Below are 17,925 nucleotides of genomic sequence, written 5' to 3' on the forward strand. Positions count from 1 at the left end.
TTGGTGGGCTGCGGGCCCTAGCGCAGGGCGAGGTAGAGCGCCGCCCCCGCGATGACCCAGAGCGCGAGGGTAGTCCAGACGGCGCGCCGCGTCTCGATGCGGATCCGGCGCTCCACGCGGGCGATCTCCCGCAGCCCGTCCTCGTCGAGGCGGATGAGCACGCGCTTGAAGCGCTGGGCGAGGTCGGGCACGTCCGCCACCACGTCCGCCAGGGTGAGGACGGCCCGGCCCGCCTGCTCGGTGCGGCCGAGCGGCCCGAGGTTGCGGGCGAGCCAGGTGCGCACCACCGGCTCGGCGGTGGTCCACATGTCGAGGCGCGGATCCAGGGAGCGGGCCACGCCCTCGACCACCACCATGGTCTTCTGGAGCATCACCAGCTCGGTCCGGGTGCTCATGTCGAACAGGGCCGTGACGTCGAACAGCAGGGTGAGCACCTTGGCCATCGAGATCTCGTCGGCCCGGCGCTGGTGGATGGGCTCCCCGATCGCCCGGATGGCCTGGGCGAAGTCGTCGACCGCGTGGTGGGACGGCACGTAGCCGGCCTCGAAATGCACCTCCGCCACCCGGCGGTAGTCGCGCAGGATGAACCCGAGCAGGATCTCGGCGAGGAAGCGGCGCTCCTTGAGGCCGAGGCGGCCCATGATGCCGAAATCCACCGCCGCGAGCCGGCCCGCCGGATCGACGAACAGGTTGCCGGGGTGCATGTCGGCGTGGAAGAAGCCGTCCCGGATGGCGTGGCGCAGGAAGGACTGGATCACCGTGCGCCCCAGGCCCGCCACGTCGTGGCCGGCGGCCACGATGTCGGCGCGGTCGTTGAGGCGGATGCCCTCGATCCACTCGCTCGCCAGCACGTCCCGGCCGGTCAGCTCCCAGAACGGCTGGGGCACCCGGAACTCGCTGTCGCCCTTGATGTTCTCGGCGAACTCCGAGAGCGCCGCGGCCTCGAGCCGCAGGTCCATCTCCATGGCGACCGAGCGCGCCAGGGTCTCGACCACCTCCCGCGGGCGCAGGCGCTCGGCCTCGGGCCGCAGCGCCTCCACCACGCGGGCCATGAAGCGCATGGCCTGGATGTCGCGGGCGAAGCGCTCGCGCACGCCCGGCCGCATGATCTTGACGGCGATCACGCGCTCGATCCCGTCGCGGTCGAGGACGTGGGCCTTGTGCACCTGCGCGATCGAGGCCGCCGCCACGGGCCCGCTGAAGGACAGGAAGAGCTCCCCGAGGGGCTTGCCCAGGGCGGCCTCGACGGTGGCCACCGCCACCTCCTGCGGGAAGGGCGGAACCCGGTCCTGGAGGCGCTCGAGGTCGCGGGCCGCCGCCATGCCGACGATGTCGGGGCGCGTCGCCAGGAACTGCCCGACCTTGACGTAGGAGGGGCCGAGCCGCGTCAGCGCCGCCGGCAGCCGGCCGGGCCCGAGGCCGGGCCGCTCCAGCTTGCGGCCGAGCGTCAGCACCAGGCGCAGGTGCGGCGGCAGCGCGGCGGCGTCCACGAAGGCGAGGCCGCCCTCGCGCGCCATGACCCAGCCGACATGGATGCCGCGGGCGAGGTGGACGAGCGCGCTCAGCACGGGCGGCGCTCTCCGGCGACCGATTTCCTCACGCGATCTTCCAGCCCGAGTGGATGGCGCAGATGCCGCCGCTGAGGGGCTTGTGCGTGACCCGGGCAAAGCCCGCCTCCTCGATCATCCGGGCGAAGGCGCCGGGCCGCGGGAAGCGGCGGATCGACTCGACGAGGTACTGGTAGGATTCCTTGTCGCCCGCCACCCACTCGCCCAGGCGCGGGATGACCCGGAACGAGTAGGCCTCGTAGATCCGGTCGAGCCCCGGCACGTCGACGTGCGAGAACTCGAGGCACAGGAAGCGGCCGCCCACGGCGAGCACCCGGTGGGCCTCGGCCAGCGCCGCCTCGATGCGCGGAACGTTCCGGATCCCGAACGCGATCGTGTAGGCGTCGAAGGCCCCGTCCGGCAGGGGCAGGGACTCGGCGTTGCCGGCCACGAAGTCGATCCGGTCGCCGCGGCCCGCGCCGGCGCGCTCGCGGCCGACCGCCAGCATCGCCTCGTTGATGTCGAGGACCGTCACGTGCGTGTCCGGGCCGCCGGCCTCCAGGGCCCGGAAGGCGACGTCGCCGGTGCCGCCCGCCACGTCGAGGAGGCGCAGGGGCCGGGTGCGGGAGGGGCGCAGGGTCGAGATCAGGGCGCTCTTCCAGGCCCGGTGCAGCCCGCCCGACATCAGGTCGTTCATCAGGTCGTAGCGCTTGGCGACCGAGCGGAAGACCTCGTTCACGCGGTCCTGCTTCTCGTCGAGGCGCACGCGCGCGTAGCCGAAATCGGTGCTGGTCTCGTCGCCGGCCATGCTCGGGTCCCTCGTCACGGTCGCCTCCATAGCGAAGGCGGGGCGAAATCACCATCTGGGGCGCTTCCTTCGCGGGTGCGGTTCTTACGCGCCGCCCCGCCCACGCGAGATCCCGCGCGACCCATGCCCGAGCTTCCCGAAGTCGAGACCGTGCGCCGGGGCCTCGAGCCCGCCCTCGTCGGCGCCCGCTTCACCCGGGTGGAGGTGCACCGCCCGAACCTGCGCTTCCCCTTCCCGCCGCGCTTCGCCGAGCGGCTGACCGGGCAGGCCGTCACGGCCCTGTCGCGCCGGGCGAAGTACCTCGTGGCGGACCTCTCCTCGGGCGAGGCCCTGATCATGCATCTCGGCATGAGCGGCCGCTTCGACGTGGCGCTGCCGGACGGCCGCACGGTCTCGCCGGGAGACTTCTACCTGGAGGGCGCACAGGGCCAGGCCAAGCACGACCACGTCCGCTTCGGGCTCTCGAACGGCGCCCGCGTGACCTACAACGACGTGCGCCGCTTCGGCTTCATGGACCTCGTGCCCGCCGCGGACCTCGCCACCTGCCGCCACTTCGCCGGCATGGGCATCGAGCCCCTGGGCAACGCGCTCTCGGGCGAGGCGATCGCCCGGCTGTTCTTCGGCAGGCGCACCCCCCTCAAGGCGGCGCTCCTCGACCAACGCCTGATCGCGGGCCTCGGCAACATCTACGTCTGCGAGGCCCTGCACCGGGCCCGCCTCCACCCGGAAGCCCCGGCCGGCTCCCTCGCCGACGCCGCCGGCCGGCCGACGAAGGCCGCCGGGCGCCTCGCCACGATCATCCGCGACGTCCTCACGGAGGCCGTCGCGGCCGGCGGCTCCACCCTGCGCGACTACGTCCACACCGACGGCAGCGCGGGCGCGTTCCAGCACACCTTCCGGGTCTACGACCGGGAGGGCCTCGCCTGCACGGCCCGGGGCTGCCGCGGCGTGGTGCGGCGGCTGGTCCAGTCGGGGCGCTCGACGTTCTACTGCGAGGTGTGCCAGCCGGGGTGAGCGTCCTGCCGCGGCAGCCCCGCGAGAGCCGCCCCCGGGCCCGCCGGGGCCCGGCGCGGGCGGCGGCTCACCCGTCGAGCTCCGGATACCTGCGGAACACGCCGCTCTCGTTGAACGCTTCGCGCCGCTCGCTCGCCAGGTAGGCGGCGATCCGCGGCCGCGCCGCCACGGCCTTGTGCAGCGCCACCACCTTCGGGGCGCGGGCGAGCGCCCGCTCGGTCGCCTTCGGGAAGGCGTAGGCGAGGCCCTCCACGAGCTGGAACAGGGACAGGTCGGCGTAGCTCGGCGCCGCGCCCACGAGCCAGCGCGGCCCGGCGGGGTTCGCCTCGAGCACGCGCTCGCACCAGGCGAGGTATTTCGGGATGCGGGCCGCGCGGAAATCCGCGGCCCGGCGGGCCGCCTCCGGCCGCTGGTCCTCGTAGGTGAGGCTGCTGGCGATGGGATGGTGGGTGTCGTGGGCCTCCGCGACCGCGTCCGCGATCGTGAGCTGGATCTGGTGGGTCCAGATCCGGTCGGCCTCGCCCTCGCCCACGAGGCCGAGGCGCGGGCCGAGGTAGAGCAGGATCGCCGCCGACTGCCCGATCACGAGGTCGCCGTCCCGCAGGTAGGGCGGAGCGAAGGGCGGCCGCGGAGGCTCGTCCAGCCCCGCCATCATGGGGCCGGTGCCGTCCTCACGGGCGACGTCGACGTACGGGGCCCCGGCCTCCTCCAGGGCGAGGCGGACGAACTCGCCGCGCCCCTGGATGCCGGGCCAGTAGAAGAGCTCGTAGGCCATCGCGCCGGCTCACCAGCCCCGCATCTCGTCGTGGTTCGGACGGCGCCCCTGGGGGGTGAGACCGTCGACCACGCCGGGCAGGACCTGGGCGAGCTGCGCCAGGAGGTCGTCGCGGCCGAGCCCGGTCTGCCGGCTCAAGGTGTCCACCGTGTCGGGGCCGAGCGCCTGGGCGAGCTGCTGGGGCTGGATCGCGCGGTTGTGGCCGGGGCCGATCCAGGACTCGATCATCTCGCCGAGGCCGCCCTGGCGGAAGCGGTCGACGAGCTGGTCGAGGCCGCCCGGCCCGGCATCCTCGGGCTGCTCGCGGTCGAGGCGGGCGTAGGGCCCGGCGCCCTGGTCGAAGGGGTTCTGCACGCCGCCCTGCGACGCCCCGGCGGGCGCGGGCCCGCCCGGGCCGTCGAGCATGCCGGAGAGGTCGGAATAGGGGTTGCCGGAATCCGCGCCGTGCCGGTCGCGGCGGGGCGGCTCGGGCGGGTCGTAGCCCCGCGGGTCGGGGGCGTAGCCGTCCTCGGGCCCGCCCTGCGGCGCCGGGCGGCGCCCGCCGCCGAAGATGTCGCCGAAGCCGCCCTGCATCGCCTTGGCGGCGAGCAGCATCAGCAGCGCCTTGACGAGGGGCGACATCGCCCCGGAGCCGCCGCCCTGGCCGCCCCCCTGCCGGCCGCCGCCCAGGACGTTGCCCAGCACGGAGCCGATGACCTGATCGAGCAGTCCCATGACGTGCCTCCCCTCGCGCGAGGCCGCGCGGTCGCCCGGGGTTAACCCCGGATCGCCGCCGGGGTTGCCTTCAGCGCCCGTCGCCGGCCCCGTTGCCGCCGCCGGTGGCCCGGCGCTCCTTGGGGTCGATGTGGTCGAGGGGATTGGTGCGCGGGTTCGTGCTGCCGGTCAGGCCGGTGTCGCCGGGCATCACCTGCGTGCCGGGCTTGAGGGCCTGGGGCGGGGCCACCTCCGAGGTGGTGCCCGTGCCGTTCGGGATGTCGGCCTGGGTCGGCTGGTCCCGGCGGTCGGAGATCGCCAGGGCGGGCGCCGCGAGGGCCGCCAGCAGGAGGGCGCCGGGGGCGAGGAGGGCGAGGCGGCGGAGCGGGGTCATCGGGGCGTCTCCAGAGGGGGGCCGCGGGGGCAAACCACCCGGCGCCGGCCGGTTCCCGCCCGGGGCGGTCTTTCGGCCCGGACGCGCCGGGGGCGGGGCGCGACGGCTCAGCCCCGGCCCTTGCGGCCCTTGTACTTCGGCCGCTGGCCCGGGAAGCCTTGCGTCGAGCGGCCGCTCGGCCGCTCGGCGTAGGTGAAGGGCACCTCGCGGTCGGTGCCCGGCCCCATGTCGTCGAGGTCGGGCTCCTGGATGCGGGTGCCCTCGTCCGACAGCCCCTTGCCGCCCGGGCCGTAGGGCAGGGGCGCCGCCGCGCCCCCGCGGCGCCGGCCCTTCGCGCCGCCCTTGGCCCCGAAGCGGCCGGCCTCGCGCCCGACGTCGTCCTGGCGCGCCATCGGGTCGTCCGAGATGGCGAGCTCCGTCGCCTGGAGGCGCTTGAGCTCGTCGCGCAGGCGCGCCGCCTCCTCGAAGTCGAGGTCGGCCGCGGCCGCCCGCATGCGCTTCTCGAGGTCGGCCATCACGGCCTTCAGGTTGTGGCCCACCGTGACGGCGTTCCCGGCCAGCCCGGTATCCACCCGGACGTGGTCGCGCTCGTAGACGCTCTCCAGGATGTCGGCGATGTTGCGCTTCACGCTCTGGGGCGTGATGCCGTGCTCGGCGTTGTAGGCGAGCTGCTTCGTGCGCCGGCGCTCCGTCTCCGCCATGGCGCGCTCCATCGAGCCCGTGACGCTGTCGGCGTACAGGATGCAGCGGGCGTCGGCGTTGCGGGCCGCCCGGCCGATGGTCTGGATCAGCGAGGTCTCGGAGCGCAGGAAGCCCTCCTTGTCGGCGTCCAGGATCGCGACGAGCGCGCATTCCGGGATGTCGAGGCCCTCGCGCAGGAGGTTGATGCCGATCAGCACGTCGAAGGCGCCGAGGCGCAGGTCGCGGATGATCTCGATGCGCTCCAGGGTGTCGATGTCCGAGTGCATGTAGCGCACCCGCACGCCGTTCTCGTGCAGGTACTCGGTCAGGTCCTCGGCCATGCGCTTCGTCAGCGTGGTGACGAGGGTGCGGTAGCCCGCCTGCGCCACCTCCTTCACCTCGCCGAGGAGGTCGTCGACCTGGCTGCGGGCCGGGCGCACCTCGATCACCGGGTCGACGAGGCCGGTCGGGCGGATCACCTGCTCGGCGAAGACGCCGCCGGTCTGCTCGAGCTCCCACTTCGCCGGCGTCGCCGAGACGTGGACGGATTGCGGCCGCATCGCGTCCCACTCCTCGAAGCGCAAGGGGCGGTTGTCGAGGCAGGAGGGCAGGCGGAAGCCGTACTCGGCGAGCGTCGCCTTGCGGCGGAAGTCGCCCCGGTACATGCCGCCGATCTGCGAGACCGTGACGTGGCTCTCGTCGGTGAACACGAGGGCGTTGTCGGGCAGGTACTCGAACAGGGTCGGCGGCGGCTCGCCGGGCTTGCGGCCGGTGAGGTAGCGCGAGTAGTTCTCGATGCCGTTGCAGGCGCCCGTCGCCTCGATCATCTCGAGGTCGAAGGTGCAGCGCTGCTCCAGGCGCTGGGCCTCGATCAGCCGGCCCATCCGGGTCAGCTCCTCGACGCGCCACCTGAGCTCGTCCTTGATGCCCTTGACGGCCTGCTGCAGGGTCGGGCGCGGCGTGACGTAGTGGCTGTTGGCGTAGACCTTCACGAACTTGAGGTCGTTGATGGACTTGCCCGTGAGCGGGTCGAACTCCGTGATGGCCTCGATCTCGTCCCCGAACAGCCCGATGCGCCAGCCCCGGTCCTCCAGGTGGGCCGGCCACAGCTCGATCACGTCGCCGCGGACCCGGAAGGTGCCGCGGGCGAAGTCGGACTGGATGCGCTTGTACTGGAGCGCCACCAGGTCGGCGACGAGCTGGCGCTGCTCGATCTTCTCGCCCAGGGAGACCGTGAACGACATCGCCGTGTAGGTCTCGACGGAGCCGATGCCGTAGATGCAGGAGACGGAGGCCACGATGATGACGTCGTCGCGCTCCAGCAGCGCCCGGGTGGCGGAGTGGCGCATCCGGTCGATCTGCTCGTTGATCGACGATTCCTTCTCGATGAAGGTATCGGAACGCGGCACGTAGGCCTCGGGCTGGTAATAGTCGTAGTAGGAGACGAAGTACTCGACGGCGTTGTCGGGGAAGAACGACTTGAACTCGCCGTAGAGCTGCGCGGCCAGCGTCTTGTTGGGCGCGAGGATCAGGGCCGGGCGCTGGGTCGCCTCGATGACCTTGGCCATCGTGAAGGTCTTGCCCGAGCCGGTGACGCCGAGCAGCACCTGGTCGCGCTCCGCCGCCCGCACGCCCGCGACGAGCTCGCCGATGGCCTGCGGCTGGTCCCCGGCCGGCTGGAACTCGGATTGCAGGCGGAACGGGACCCCGCCCTCGCTCTTCTGCGGCCGCTCCGGGCGGTGCGGCGTCCAGAGCTGCCCGTTCTTGAACAGCGGGTTCCCGTCCGTGAGGAGCCGCGTCAGCGCGTCCACCGTCGCCGACACGCCCTCGGCCGCGAGCGAGGAGCCGCGCTCCTCCGGGTCCTCGGGGCCTCCCTCCGGCTCGCGCAGGCCGAGCGACCGGGCGAGGGCCGGGTCGACGTCCGCGGCGGCGCCGTGCGCGAAGGTCGCCTGCGGCGCCTCCCCGAAGCCCTCCGCCTGCGGCGCCTTGCGGGGCCGTCCGCGCTTCGGCGCCGGCGGTGGCGGCGGCGCCTCCGCGGGCGGCAGGCGGCCGCGGTTCAGCGCCGGGTTCAGCAACTCGGCGAGGAACGGGTCCAGGGGCTTCAGCTCGGGCTTCGACGCCTTGCCGGACGACAGGCGGGGTTTCTTCGGAGCGGCCATGCCCCGCAATATGGGCGCGCGGAGCGCGGCCCGAAAGCCCCGCGCGGCCCGGCGGGCGCCGTCACGGATTCTGGTCGCGGAACGATCGGTTGCGGCCGAACCTCTTCTCGAAATCGTCCTTGGTGGCGTTCGCGAGATCGAGCGGCGCCGGCGGCGGGGGCGCCTCGTCCAGGTGGGACAGGTGGAGGTAGTCCGGCTTGAACTCGGCGAACGCCTTGAGCCGCTCGAGATCGGGGACGACCAATCCCTTGCGGCCGACCTCGATGAGCTTCGCCTTGCGGAGGTCGGAGAGGACGCGCTGCACGTGCACGTGCGAGAGCCCGGCCGTGTCCGCCAGCTCGGATTGCTTCAGCGGGATGCGGTAGTCCGGCTCGAGCGCGAGACCGACGGCTTGCAGCCGGGTGAGCACCTCGCACAGGAAGTGGGCGAGCTGCTTGTCCGAGGAGCGGCGCCCGACGCTCACCAGCCACTCCTGGAGAATCGACTCGTCGACCAGGACCGACCACCACAAGGCCAAGTAGACGTTCGGTCGATAGGCCGCCAGCTCCTTGATCACGCGATACGGAATGGTCGCGACAGTACAAGGCGTCAACGTTCCGATCGAGTGAACCATCTGCGTGAGGATCGAAGCATGCAGATCGCAGCCGTCGCCGGGCACGAGATAGGCCAGGATCGAGCGGCTTCCGTCCTGCATGATCCTGTACCGGCAGGCAAAGCCGTCCAGTATGACGTATGCGAACTCCGGCTTGCTTCCTTCCTGGGTGAGATCATGATCGGCATCATAATATAGCATCTTGCTTGTTGCCGCCGACAAAGCTTCTATGTCGGCATCGCTCATCCGCACGCGCCGGGACAATTTCCGGATGAACAGATTCGTCATGGGCATCTGGTAAATTTTGGAAAACCGCGGTGCATTTACATATGTCAATTCTCGGGGCGGGCGCCGCGGCCCGGTGTCGTCGCCAGCAAGTATTCCGCGCCACGGCTCCGCTCGCCGGTCTTGTCGAGGCCGGGATCGCCCCGCGCGAAGGCGCCAAAACATGAAATGAGGTTTTAGCTCACGTTTCCCGCAGCTAGTGTCGCAGCTGCCAGAACGGGACACGCCGACGTGCCTACGATTGACATGCAGAAAAAGTCCGAAACTGTTGCGCGACCTGCACGTTCAACTCATGCGCAGTCCGGCGAAGATATGATCCGCGCCCATATCAGAGAGATGCTTCGCAGGATCCCGCGTTCCAAGTCGGCGGCGCCGGCCGACCCGACGTGAACGGAGCGCCGCGCCGGCATCGTGGCGGGGCCCGTCTTCGGGTATGCCGGGCCGGCCGGGGTCAGCGGTTCGGCCAGCAGCGCCGGCCGCCGCCGCCGAGGTGGAAGCCGGGCGGGCAGGGCCGGCCGCGGAAATACCCGCCCCGCTGCCCGCCGGCCCGGCAGCCGCCGTAGGGCCCGCGATGGCCGTAGGGCCCGCAGCCGCCGTAGACCTGGATGAGGCCGTCGTCGGGCGGCGCGAGGTCGACCATCGGCAGGGCCGAGGCGGGCGCGATCACGCTCACGGCGAGGAGCGCCGACGGGATCAGGATCTTGAGCACGGTGTCCTCCTGACGGGTGCGGCGAGGACGGGGATCGGCCTCTCGCCGCGTCCAGCGTAGCAGCCCGGCACCGGCCTCGGTCGCGCCGATGCGGGAGATGCTTACCGGATTGCTTCCGGCGCGGCGGACGTCAGTGGTGCAGGTTCTGCATCCAGCCTTGCAGGATGGCGTACTGCACGATCTTCGACCGGGTGCCGATGTCGAGCTTCTCGCTGGCGCGGGACTTGTAGGTCTCCACGGACTTGTCCGTGATGCCGAGTTTGCCGGCCACTTCCTTGTTGGTGAAGCCGAAGGCCACGAGCCGGATGACCTCGCGCTCGCGCTCGGTGAGCGGCGGAGGGGTGTCGTCGTCGCGCCCCCGCGCCCGCGACGCGCCGTGATCCCCGGTCACCACGAAGCGCTCGGCGATCGCGGGGTCGAGGTAGAGCCCCCGGCCGCTCACCGCCCGGATCGCCTGGAGCAGGCAGGCGCCGGCGGACCGCTTCAGGATGTAGCCCCGGGCGCCCGCACCGAGCGCCTGGCGGACGTAGGTGCGGTCGTCGTGGGCGCTCAGCATCAGGACCCGGACCGGGGACGCCTCGGCGGCGAGCTGCTTGGCCACCGCGATCCCGTGCATCTCCGGCATCGACACGTCGAGGACAGCGACGTCGGGCTGCGTCTCGGCGATGAGGCGCAGGGCGCGGCCGCCCGTGGCCGCCTCGCCGACCACGGCCAGGTCCGGCACGCCCTCGAGCAGGCCCCGCATGCCGGCGAGGAAGATGGGATGGTCATCCGCGAGGACGATCTTCGTCGGCCGGGAGTGACTCACTTTCATGTCGATCCACGTTCCTGCTCGATGCGCTGCCCTGCCGTGATGGGTCGCCGGGCCGCCCGAGCCCTCCGGCGTCGGGCGGCCGGGTTGCGTCGACCCCCCGGGGCAGGATCCGGGGCGAGAGTCTTGTGCGGTGCATGGTGGTCTTCGCACCGCAGCACAACCTGTTCGCGATCAAAAGATGGCGAAATCGCGCGACGAGGCGGCCGATGCGCGTCGCGGCCCGCGAGGGGCCGACGCCTCCCGCAGCGGGTCCCTCGCGCGCCCAACCGCGAGCGGCGCCGGAGCAGGCGGACGATCCGGGGGGCGCCGCCGCGGCGGGACGCAAGCCTCGATGGTCACCCCGGTCGTTCGACCTAAGCCGTCCGACGGTCGCGCGCGGCCTTCTGTTCAACCCGGGTCTGTGTCACATGCGACGGTTGAGCCGCTCGTCTTCGGCCTCGGCTGAGGGTAGAATTAAACCTATTAAGCTCTTGCTTATCTGACGTGAGATCACGTGATGGCCCAAAAATATTTTTTTAATTTAGTCAATGTCACGGCGATCATTGAGGATCCCAGCGGCGTCGAGGCGGACAACATCGAACAAGCAGAAGCCGAAGCTCTGTTCACACTCGACGAGATGCGCGTCGCCGGAGAGTTGCAGCTCGACAAGCCGGAATGGCGGCTCGAGATCTGCGACGAGTCCGGAAGGGTCCTGCGTACGATCAGGCTCACGAGCGAGCAGGGCGAGCGGAGTTCCGATCACTAGTATTGACCCGCCGATGAGGAGGATCCTCTGCCGGTGAGGAGGATCCTCTGCCGGTCGTCGATCTTTCCAGTCGACATGTCGTCGCCAGGGTTGCGGCGCGGCCGCCCTCACGGCGCCGCGGGAGGCCGCGGCGCGGCCTCGTCGGAGAGGCCGACCTTGGCCCAGACGTAGAGCGCGAGCAGCGCCACCGGCAGCCCGATCAGCGACGTCCCGACGAAGAACCAGGTGAAGCCCGTCCGCTCGATCGCGAAGCCCGAGAAGCCCGCCAGCACGCTGCCCGGGAAGGCGCAGAGCGACGTCATCAGCCCGAACTGGCTCGCCGCGTGCTCGGCCGAGGCGAGCGTCGACATGTAGGTGATCAGCACGACCGACGCGAAGGCGTACGCGAAGCCGTCGATGCTGACCGCGGCCGCGAAGGTCCAGAAGGCCGTCCCGCCGTCGCCCCCGTGCGCCGCCAGGTAGGCGAGGCTGAGATGCGAGGCCGAGCCCGCCACCGTGCCGATCAGGAGGCTCGGCAGCATGCCGATCCGCGGGATGAGAGCGCCCGCCAGGAAGGTGCCGCCGAGCGCGATCCAGAAGCCGAACAGCTTGGTGACGGTCGCGATGTCGGTGTTGGAGAAGCCCTGGTGCTTGAACAGCGGGATCGCCATCGCGCTCGCGACGTAGCCCGGCATCCGGAAGCCCGCGACGAGCAGCAGGATCACGGGCGCGGTCGGGCCGAGGCGGGTCAGGAGCTCCCGGATCGGCGCCCAGACGGTCTCGACGAAGCCCGCCCGGGCCAGGGCGGGGCGCTGGTCCGAAGGCGGCTCGGGCGCGAGCACGGCCGCGGCCATGCCCGGGAGCATCAGGGCGCCCATGCAGAGGTAGGCGCCGCGCCAGCCGATCCGGTCGGCCAGGAACAGGGCGCCGGCCCCGGCCGCGAGGTTGCCGATGCGCCAGCCGATCTCGGTCCAGGACGACAGCACCGCCTGCTTCTCGGGGGGCCGGACGCTGGTGATGCGCCAGCCGTCGATGACGAGGTCGAGGGTGGCGCCCGCCACGCCGAGGGCGAGCGAGAGCACGATCGTCCAGGCGAGCTGGTGGGCCGGGTCGCCGAACGCGATGCCGGCGAGCGTCGCCATGACGCCGAGCTGCGCGGCGACGATCCAGCCCCGGCGCCGGCCGAGGACGCGCCCGAGCAGGGGCGGGTCGTAGCGGTCGAGGAACGGCGCCCACACGAACTTGAACTTGTAGGCGAGGGTGAGCTCGCTCAGGAGCCCGAGGGTCGCGATCGAGATCCCGACGTCGGACAGCCAGGCCGACTGCGTCGCGTAGACGAGGAGGAACGGGATCCCGGACGTGAAGCCGAGGCCGAGGGCCGGCGCGATCCGTCGATCGGTGAACAGCGCCGACCAGAAGGGCGTCGGCTCCGGGCTGGCCACGGCCGCTGAACTCATCCCCGGTGCTCTCCGATCCCGCCCGCGCGGGACGGGCCCGGGCTCACGCCCCTCCAAGAACCGGGATGGGCGCGCGGACGTTCCCGCGCGGTCGAAGCGGCGGCCCCGGGCGGGCGCCTTCTGTTCCCCGGAAGGGCCGGACGGCCGGCGGGACGGGAGGTATCCCCCGCGCGCCGCACCGGCCCGGATCGGCCCCATCCCCGCGCGCCCGCCGATCCCCTATAGCGTCGCGGGGACGCCAGATCCCGGAGGCCATGATGCAGTCGGACCCGGTTGCTCTCGCACGGCGCTTGATCCGCTTCCCGTCGCTCAATCCGCCGGGCGACGAGCGGGCGTGCGCCCTGTTCGTCGCCCGCCACCTCGCCGGGCTGGGGTTCTCCGTCGAGGCCTACGAGTTCGCGCCGGGACGCCCCTCCCTCGTCGCCCGCCTCGACGGGACGGCGGGCGAACCGCCCCTGGCCTTCACCGGCCACCTCGACGTCGTGCCGGCGGGCGCGGCCGAGTGGCGCTTCCCGCCCTTCGACGGGACCGTCACGGACGGCGTGCTCCACGGGCGGGGCGCGTGCGACATGAAATCCGGGATCGCCGCCTTCATCACGGCGGCGGCCCGGCTGCGCGCGCGCGCCGCGACGTTCCGGCGCGGGCTCACCTTCGTGATCACGGCGGGCGAGGAGACGGGGTGCGAGGGCGCCTTCGACCTCGCGCGCCGCGGCGTCCTCGGCGCCGCGGCACTCCTGATCGTCGCCGAGCCGACCGCCCTGCGGCCGGTGATCGCCCACAAGGGCTCCCTGCGCGTCGCCGTCGCGGCGCGCGGGAGGACCGCCCACTCGTCGATGCCGGAGGAGGGCGACAACGCGGTCGTCAAGGCGGCGGAATGGATCGCGCGCCTCGCGGCGCACCGCTTCCCGCGCACGCATCCGCTCCTCGGCCGCACCACGGCCGTGACGACGACGGTCGCGGGCGGCCAGAACATCAACTCGGTCCCGGACCTCGCGTCGTTCACGGTCGACCTGCGGACGCTGCCCGACGACGACCATGCCGGCCTGATCGCGACTCTGCGCGGGCTGTTCGGCCCGGAAGCGGCCATCGACGTCGTCACCGATTTCAAGGGGTTCGCGACGGAGCCGGACGACCCCGCCCTCGCGCCGCTCCTCGACACCCTGGCGGAGCGCGCGGGCTGCGCCGCGACGCCCGCCGGCGCGCCCTACTTCACCGACGCCTCCGCCCTCGTGCCCGGGTTCGCGGGCGCGCCGGCCGTCGTCATCGGTCCGGGCGAGCCGGCGCAGTGCCACAGGACCGACGAGCATTGCTGCGTGCGCCAGATCGAGGAGGCGACGGCGATCTACGAGGAGGTGATGCGGCGCATGTGCGTGTGAGACCGGCAGCCCGCGCACGACCGGCCCGCGCGGCAGCCCCCCGCGCGGCAGCGCACGCGGGAGCGCAGTCGCGACGCGCTCCCTTGACACTGGACAGCGTAATACAGCACGGTATCGCCCGCTCGGGAGTCGGTCCTATGACTGCGCCAACCACTCAGAACTTCTTCGACGCGTCGAACTGGGTGTACGGGTACGCTGACAGCAACTTGCCTCCTCCGATCCCGATCGGGCTCGCGCCTTTCCTCTACGCGCCGGGCCGGTTCGATTCCGGACTCCTCGCGAGCGGGTTCCACGGCGCCGCGTTCCTGACGCCCGGCCCCGACCCGCAGGTCATCGTGGCCTTCGAGGGCACGGACGTGAGCGGGATCGAGACGCGGCCCAGCTTCCTGCTGGCCCAGCTCGCGGCGGATGTGGGCCTCTACCTGGGCTTCGTCCCTGAGGCCCTGCGGGACGCCGCGACCTTCACGCGCCAGGTGCTCGACGCGGCCGTTGCCCAGGGCATCCCGGCCGACCGCGTCGTCGTCACGGGCCACTCCCTGGGGGCGGCGGAGGCCGCCTACGTCTCGACGCAGACGGGGCTCGCCGGCACCACCTTCGCGGCGCCCGGCCTCTCGACCGACCTCGTGTCGTTCGGCGGCGCCGGCGCGCTCACGAACTACGTCGATTACGGCGACCCGGTCGGCAACTACAGCGCCACGCCGACGGACATCGAGGGGGACTTCCTGTTCAGCGACGCGATCCAGCGCGTCGGCGATCCCACCTACGTCGGCGACCGCTTCGGGGCGGACGAGCTCTCGGCCGCGGCCTACCTGTACGACCAGGGCGACACCGGCTCCGGGCTCGCGGGCTTCGCGCTGCTCGCGGCCGAGAAGCATCCCCTGACGAATTACGGGGCCGACCTCAACCTCATCCTGGACGACTCGCCCGTCCTCGTCGATGCCAGCCGGATCGTGTCGGGCCGCGACTACGGCCAGCTCTACGGCGACCTCGTCGACCGGAACGCGCTGGTGAGCGACGCCTACTACGCGGTCACGAATCCCGACGTGCGCGCCGCCGGCATCGACGCGGAGGTCCATTACGGGACCTTCGGCTGGCGCGAGGGGCGCGACCCCAGCGCCTTCTTCTCGACGCAGGGGTACCGGGCGGCCAATCCCGACGTGGCGGCGGCCGACGTGAACCCGCTCGCCCACTACGACGCCGTCGGCTGGCGGGAGGGGCGCGACCCCTCGGCCTCCTTCGACACCCGGCTGTACCTCGCCCGCAACCCCGACGTGGCGGCGGCCGGGATCGACCCGCTCGGCCACTTCCTCAACGTCGGGCAGTACGAGGGGCGCGCCACCGCCCCGGCGATCGGCGCCCCCGGCGACCTCGCGTCGTCCGGCGATTTCGACGCGGAGTACTACCTGCTCGCCAATCCCGACGTCGCCGACGCGGCGCTGGCTGCAGGCGGCGACAGCGACGCCTTCGCCCGGCAGCACTACGCCGCCCGGGGCTGGCGCGAGGGGCGCGACCCGAACGCCGTCTTCGACGTCCGCGGCTACCTCGGCGCCTACGCGGACGTGCGCGCCGCCGGCATCGATCCCCTCGCCCACTACACCCTGTTCGGGTGGCGGGAGGGGCGCGACCCCTCGGCCTCCTTCGACACGCGCTCCTACCTCGCGGCGAACCCGGACGTGGCGGCGGCCGGCGGCGATCCGCTGCTGCACTACCTGGCGTTCGGGATCTACGAGGGGCGCGCCGCGGCCGGCGACGGCGCGTTCGCCTGATCGCGGGTCCCCGGGACGGGCCGCGCGGTCCGCTGCGAGGACTTCCCCCTCGCGGGCGCCGCTTCCGCCGGGGGCGGGGGCGCCGGCCGCGCGCCGAGGACCGATCCGATGAGCGAGCACATCCATCCCGCCACCCGCATCGGCCACGTCCACCTCAGGGTGGCGGATCTCGAGCGGGCCCTCGGCTTCTACTGCGGCGTGCTCGGCTTCGCCCTGACGCAGCGCTACGGCGCCAAGGCCGCGTTCGTGTCGGCCGGCGGCTACCACCACCATATCGGCCTCAACACCTGGGACAGCGCCGGCGGCGGTCCGCCGCCGCCCGGCAGCACCGGCCTCTACCACCTCGCGGTGCTCTACCCGACCCGGGCGGCGCTGGCCGACGCGCTCCGCCGCCTCGACGCCGCCGGCATCCCCCTCACGGGCGCGAGTGACCACGGCGTCAGCGAGGCGCTCTACCTCGACGATCCCGACCGCAACGGCGTCGAGCTCTACTGGGACCGGCCGGAGGCCGCCTGGCCGCGCGACGCGGCGGGCGGGCTCCAGATGGTCACGCAGCGCCTCGACCTCGCGGCCCTGCGGGCGCTCACTGCGTGACGGCCTCGGCGGGCCCGCGGAAGTAGGGCTCCACCGCGCCCTTCAGCTTCACGGTCATCGGGTTGCCGAAGCGGTCGCGGGCGGTGCCGGCCGCGAGGCGCACCCAGCCCTCGCTGACGCAATACTCCTCGACGTTCGTCTTCTCGACGCCCTTGAAGCGCACCCCGACGCCGCGCTCCAGCGCGGCGGCGTCGTGGAAGGGGCTCCTGGGGTCGGTGCAGAGGCGGTCGGGCGGGCTGTCGGTCATCGGCGTGGCCTTCTCGTGCTGCTCGCGTGAGCGGTCGGGCCGCCCAGGTAGCGGCTCCGGCCGCACCTGCCAATCCGGTCCGCGCCCCGCCCGGGGCCCCGCCGGCGCCCGGCCGATTGGAACCGGTATAATTCCGATCGTAATATAGTGAAGAGTATTGCAGTATCGAACGGCTCCAATCTTCGCGCCTGCTCTTGCGGATGCGCCATCAGCACTGCATTCATGGGCCCGCCGAGCTGCTGCGCGAGCGTCGCGATCGAGCGCGATGCCCGAACGGCCGGCCCATCCTGCACGGAGGTCCCGATGGCGCGAGCGCTGACCCTGATCCACGGCTGTGCCGTCCTGCTGCGCGAGGGCTGGCCGCCCGTCGGCCTGCCCTGGCAGCGCCTCGTCGGCCTGTTCGGCGACGCCGCCGGGAGGCGCGAGCGATGAGCGCGCGCCCCAAGGACCCGCAGGCCGCGGGCGCGCACCGGCTCGAGCGCCTGCGCACCGAGGAGGAGGCGCGGGCGCAGGCGGCCCTGGAGCAGGCTCTGACGCAGGCCTTCTGGCAGGCCCTGGAGCGGCGCCCGCTGCCCCCGATGGCGGCCCTGGAGGCGGCGGCCGGGACCGTCGGCGCGCTCTACCGGCTGGTGGCCTCCCTGCACGGCGAGGTGCCCCGCTGCGGCTGCGGCTGGCAGCCCGACCCGGAGGACGACCTGATCCGCCTCGAGGCGATGCTAGCCGCCGCTCTCGCGGCGCGGCCCGCCCGCGGCCTCGCGGACCTGCCGGTCGCCGGCCGGGCCTGAGGGGGCTCGCGGCCGGGCCGAAAGCCTGCCAGAATCCGGCCCCATCCCGGACCGGAGGCTCCATGGGCGGCGCATTCGACCACATCCTGAACTGGCGGCTGCTGCCGGGCTCCCACGCCTTCCCGGGCCCGGACGGCGGCACCTGCATCAACGAGGCCGCCCTCGTGGCGGCGGGGCTGCCCTACCGGGCCATCCGCTCGTCGGCGGACTGCCCGCCCTGCTTCTCGCGCCCGCTCGCCGCGTACGCGCTCGGCCTCAACGACGCCATGCCGGATGCCGAGCGCCCGCGGCTGATGGCCTTCGTGCTGCGCCTCTCCGGCTCGGCCGACGCGGCGCCGGTCGAGGCGGCGCGCACCCACCACCTCACCCGCGAGACCGTGCGCCGCCTGCTGCCCCCGGTGCTCGACCGGGCCGGCCTGCCCGCGCACGCCGAGGCCTGCCGGGCCGCCGTCACCCTGGCCGAGGCCCGGGCGGCGGCCCGCGCCGCCGCCTGGGCGGCCGGGTC

At 72.8% G+C, this 17,925-nt stretch carries 18 protein-coding genes and 1 pseudogene; 8 read left to right on the forward strand and 11 right to left on the reverse strand.

The annotated features are described in order from the left end of the window. Window positions 1-17 precede the first annotated feature (17 nt). Together ubiB and ubiE are read right to left on the reverse strand one after the other, a co-directional pair. A complete protein-coding gene (gene ubiB / locus DT057_RS11305; RefSeq protein WP_128562203.1) occupies window positions 18-1,568 on the reverse strand; it encodes a 2-polyprenylphenol 6-hydroxylase in 1,551 nt (516 codons plus the stop codon). 28 nt (window positions 1,569-1,596) lie between these two features. Continuing rightward, complete coding sequence (gene ubiE, locus DT057_RS11310) at window positions 1,597-2,355, reverse strand: bifunctional demethylmenaquinone methyltransferase/2-methoxy-6-polyprenyl-1,4-benzoquinol methylase UbiE (RefSeq protein ID WP_128562220.1); 759 nt, start codon at window positions 2,353-2,355, stop codon at window positions 1,597-1,599. Window positions 2,356-2,478: 123 nt separating this feature from the next. Here ubiE and mutM point away from each other — a divergent pair, with 123 nt between their 5' ends. Continuing rightward, on the forward strand, window positions 2,479-3,369 hold the full coding sequence (mutM, locus tag DT057_RS11315) for a bifunctional DNA-formamidopyrimidine glycosylase/DNA-(apurinic or apyrimidinic site) lyase (RefSeq protein WP_128562204.1): 891 nt from the start codon (window positions 2,479-2,481) through the stop codon (window positions 3,367-3,369). Window positions 3,370-3,436: 67 nt separating this feature from the next. Here the strand turns inward: mutM and DT057_RS11320 are convergent, their stop codons facing one another. The 7 genes from DT057_RS11320 to DT057_RS11350 all read right to left on the reverse strand — a co-directional run bounded on the left by DT057_RS11320 (window position 3,437) and on the right by DT057_RS11350 (window position 10,471). Continuing rightward, window positions 3,437-4,144: a glutathione S-transferase gene (locus tag DT057_RS11320; RefSeq protein ID WP_128562205.1), complete on the reverse strand. Its 708-nt coding sequence runs from the start codon at window positions 4,142-4,144 to the stop codon at window positions 3,437-3,439. Window positions 4,145-4,153: 9 nt separating this feature from the next. After that, on the reverse strand, window positions 4,154-4,858 hold the full coding sequence (locus tag DT057_RS11325; RefSeq protein ID WP_128562206.1) for a YidB family protein: 705 nt from the start codon (window positions 4,856-4,858) through the stop codon (window positions 4,154-4,156). A 70-nt stretch (window positions 4,859-4,928) separates the two neighbouring features. Next, window positions 4,929-5,231: a hypothetical protein gene (locus DT057_RS11330; protein ID WP_128562207.1), complete on the reverse strand. Its 303-nt coding sequence runs from the start codon at window positions 5,229-5,231 to the stop codon at window positions 4,929-4,931. A 107-nt stretch (window positions 5,232-5,338) separates the two neighbouring features. Beyond that, the gene (gene uvrB / locus DT057_RS11335) at window positions 5,339-8,071 is read right to left on the reverse strand and encodes an excinuclease ABC subunit UvrB (protein WP_128562208.1); all 2,733 of its coding nucleotides are present in this window, start codon (window positions 8,069-8,071) and stop codon (window positions 5,339-5,341) included. A gap of 61 nt (window positions 8,072-8,132) precedes the next feature. After that, window positions 8,133-8,951 (reverse strand): Crp/Fnr family transcriptional regulator, encoded by an 819-nt coding sequence (locus tag DT057_RS11340; RefSeq protein WP_128562209.1) that lies wholly within the window; start codon window positions 8,949-8,951, stop codon window positions 8,133-8,135. A gap of 448 nt (window positions 8,952-9,399) precedes the next feature. Then, window positions 9,400-9,657: a GCG_CRPN prefix-to-repeats domain-containing protein gene (locus DT057_RS11345; protein ID WP_128562210.1), complete on the reverse strand. Its 258-nt coding sequence runs from the start codon at window positions 9,655-9,657 to the stop codon at window positions 9,400-9,402. Between the two features lie 130 nt (window positions 9,658-9,787). Beyond that, complete coding sequence (locus tag DT057_RS11350; RefSeq protein WP_128562211.1) at window positions 9,788-10,471, reverse strand: response regulator transcription factor; 684 nt, start codon at window positions 10,469-10,471, stop codon at window positions 9,788-9,790. Between the two features lie 496 nt (window positions 10,472-10,967). On the opposite strand from DT057_RS11350, the gene DT057_RS11355 reads away from it, so the two are divergent. Beyond that, window positions 10,968-11,216, forward strand: coding sequence for a DUF6894 family protein (locus DT057_RS11355; protein ID WP_128562212.1), 249 nt, complete (start codon window positions 10,968-10,970; stop codon window positions 11,214-11,216). Window positions 11,217-11,323: 107 nt separating this feature from the next. Here DT057_RS11355 and DT057_RS11360 read toward each other — a convergent pair whose 3' ends face one another. Continuing rightward, entirely contained in the window at window positions 11,324-12,652 is a 1,329-nt protein-coding gene (locus DT057_RS11360; protein WP_128562213.1) for an AmpG family muropeptide MFS transporter, read from the reverse strand. Between the two features lie 257 nt (window positions 12,653-12,909). Between DT057_RS11360 and DT057_RS11365 the strand changes: the two genes are divergently transcribed. The 3 genes from DT057_RS11365 (at window position 12,910) to DT057_RS11375 (ending at window position 16,388) form a co-directional block, all read left to right on the forward strand. Next, on the forward strand, window positions 12,910-14,028 hold the full coding sequence (locus tag DT057_RS11365; RefSeq protein WP_162501381.1) for a M20 family metallopeptidase: 1,119 nt from the start codon (window positions 12,910-12,912) through the stop codon (window positions 14,026-14,028). 137 nt (window positions 14,029-14,165) lie between these two features. Continuing rightward, window positions 14,166-15,794 (forward strand): alpha/beta hydrolase family protein, encoded by a 1,629-nt coding sequence (locus tag DT057_RS11370; protein WP_128562215.1) that lies wholly within the window; start codon window positions 14,166-14,168, stop codon window positions 15,792-15,794. Window positions 15,795-15,902: 108 nt separating this feature from the next. Further along, window positions 15,903-16,388, forward strand: coding sequence for a VOC family protein (locus DT057_RS11375; protein WP_128562216.1), 486 nt, complete (start codon window positions 15,903-15,905; stop codon window positions 16,386-16,388). Here the strand turns inward: DT057_RS11375 and DT057_RS11380 are convergent. Then, window positions 16,378-16,635 (reverse strand): DUF3297 family protein, encoded by a 258-nt coding sequence (locus DT057_RS11380; protein ID WP_128562217.1) that lies wholly within the window; start codon window positions 16,633-16,635, stop codon window positions 16,378-16,380. The two genes, DT057_RS11375 and DT057_RS11380, sit on opposite strands and share 11 nt — an antisense overlap. 303 nt (window positions 16,636-16,938) lie before the next feature. On the opposite strand from DT057_RS11380, the gene DT057_RS37225 reads away from it, so the two are divergent. From DT057_RS37225 to DT057_RS11390, 3 genes and pseudogenes are all read left to right on the forward strand, one after another. Continuing rightward, window positions 16,939-17,067, forward strand: coding sequence for a hypothetical protein (locus DT057_RS37225; protein WP_269153020.1), 129 nt, complete (start codon window positions 16,939-16,941; stop codon window positions 17,065-17,067). Continuing rightward, window positions 17,064-17,420 (forward strand): hypothetical protein, encoded by a 357-nt coding sequence (locus tag DT057_RS11385; RefSeq protein ID WP_238313378.1) that lies wholly within the window; start codon window positions 17,064-17,066, stop codon window positions 17,418-17,420. The genes DT057_RS37225 and DT057_RS11385 overlap by 4 nt, the downstream gene beginning before the upstream one ends. 62 nt (window positions 17,421-17,482) lie before the next feature. Continuing rightward, window positions 17,483-17,925, forward strand: a pseudogene (locus DT057_RS11390) (hypothetical protein); the annotation flags it as partial.

The organism is Methylobacterium crusticola, assembly GCF_003574465.1.
In the GTDB taxonomy this organism is placed as follows: Bacteria; Pseudomonadota; Alphaproteobacteria; order Rhizobiales; family Beijerinckiaceae; genus Methylobacterium; species Methylobacterium crusticola.

Coding starts and splice junctions, on each gene's coding strand:
- DT057_RS11385 (WP_238313378.1), top strand. CDS start 17,064: ATGAGCGCGCGCCCCAAGGACCCGCAGGCCGCGGGCGCGCACCGGCTC.
- DT057_RS11340 (WP_128562209.1), bottom strand. CDS start 8,951: ATGACGAATCTGTTCATCCGGAAATTGTCCCGGCGCGTGCGGATGAGC.
- DT057_RS11360 (WP_128562213.1), bottom strand. CDS start 12,652: ATGAGTTCAGCGGCCGTGGCCAGCCCGGAGCCGACGCCCTTCTGGTCG.
- DT057_RS11350 (WP_128562211.1), bottom strand. CDS start 10,471: ATGAAAGTGAGTCACTCCCGGCCGACGAAGATCGTCCTCGCGGATGAC.
- DT057_RS37225 (WP_269153020.1), top strand. CDS start 16,939: ATGGCGCGAGCGCTGACCCTGATCCACGGCTGTGCCGTCCTGCTGCGC.
- mutM (WP_128562204.1), top strand. CDS start 2,479: ATGCCCGAGCTTCCCGAAGTCGAGACCGTGCGCCGGGGCCTCGAGCCC.
- DT057_RS11365 (WP_162501381.1), top strand. CDS start 12,910: ATGCAGTCGGACCCGGTTGCTCTCGCACGGCGCTTGATCCGCTTCCCG.
- DT057_RS11325 (WP_128562206.1), bottom strand. CDS start 4,858: ATGGGACTGCTCGATCAGGTCATCGGCTCCGTGCTGGGCAACGTCCTG.
- DT057_RS11380 (WP_128562217.1), bottom strand. CDS start 16,635: ATGACCGACAGCCCGCCCGACCGCCTCTGCACCGACCCCAGGAGCCCC.
- DT057_RS11370 (WP_128562215.1), top strand. CDS start 14,166: ATGACTGCGCCAACCACTCAGAACTTCTTCGACGCGTCGAACTGGGTG.
- DT057_RS11330 (WP_128562207.1), bottom strand. CDS start 5,231: ATGACCCCGCTCCGCCGCCTCGCCCTCCTCGCCCCCGGCGCCCTCCTG.
- DT057_RS11375 (WP_128562216.1), top strand. CDS start 15,903: ATGAGCGAGCACATCCATCCCGCCACCCGCATCGGCCACGTCCACCTC.
- DT057_RS11320 (WP_128562205.1), bottom strand. CDS start 4,144: ATGGCCTACGAGCTCTTCTACTGGCCCGGCATCCAGGGGCGCGGCGAG.
- ubiE (WP_128562220.1), bottom strand. CDS start 2,355: ATGGCCGGCGACGAGACCAGCACCGATTTCGGCTACGCGCGCGTGCGC.
- DT057_RS11355 (WP_128562212.1), top strand. CDS start 10,968: ATGGCCCAAAAATATTTTTTTAATTTAGTCAATGTCACGGCGATCATT.
- uvrB (WP_128562208.1), bottom strand. CDS start 8,071: ATGGCCGCTCCGAAGAAACCCCGCCTGTCGTCCGGCAAGGCGTCGAAG.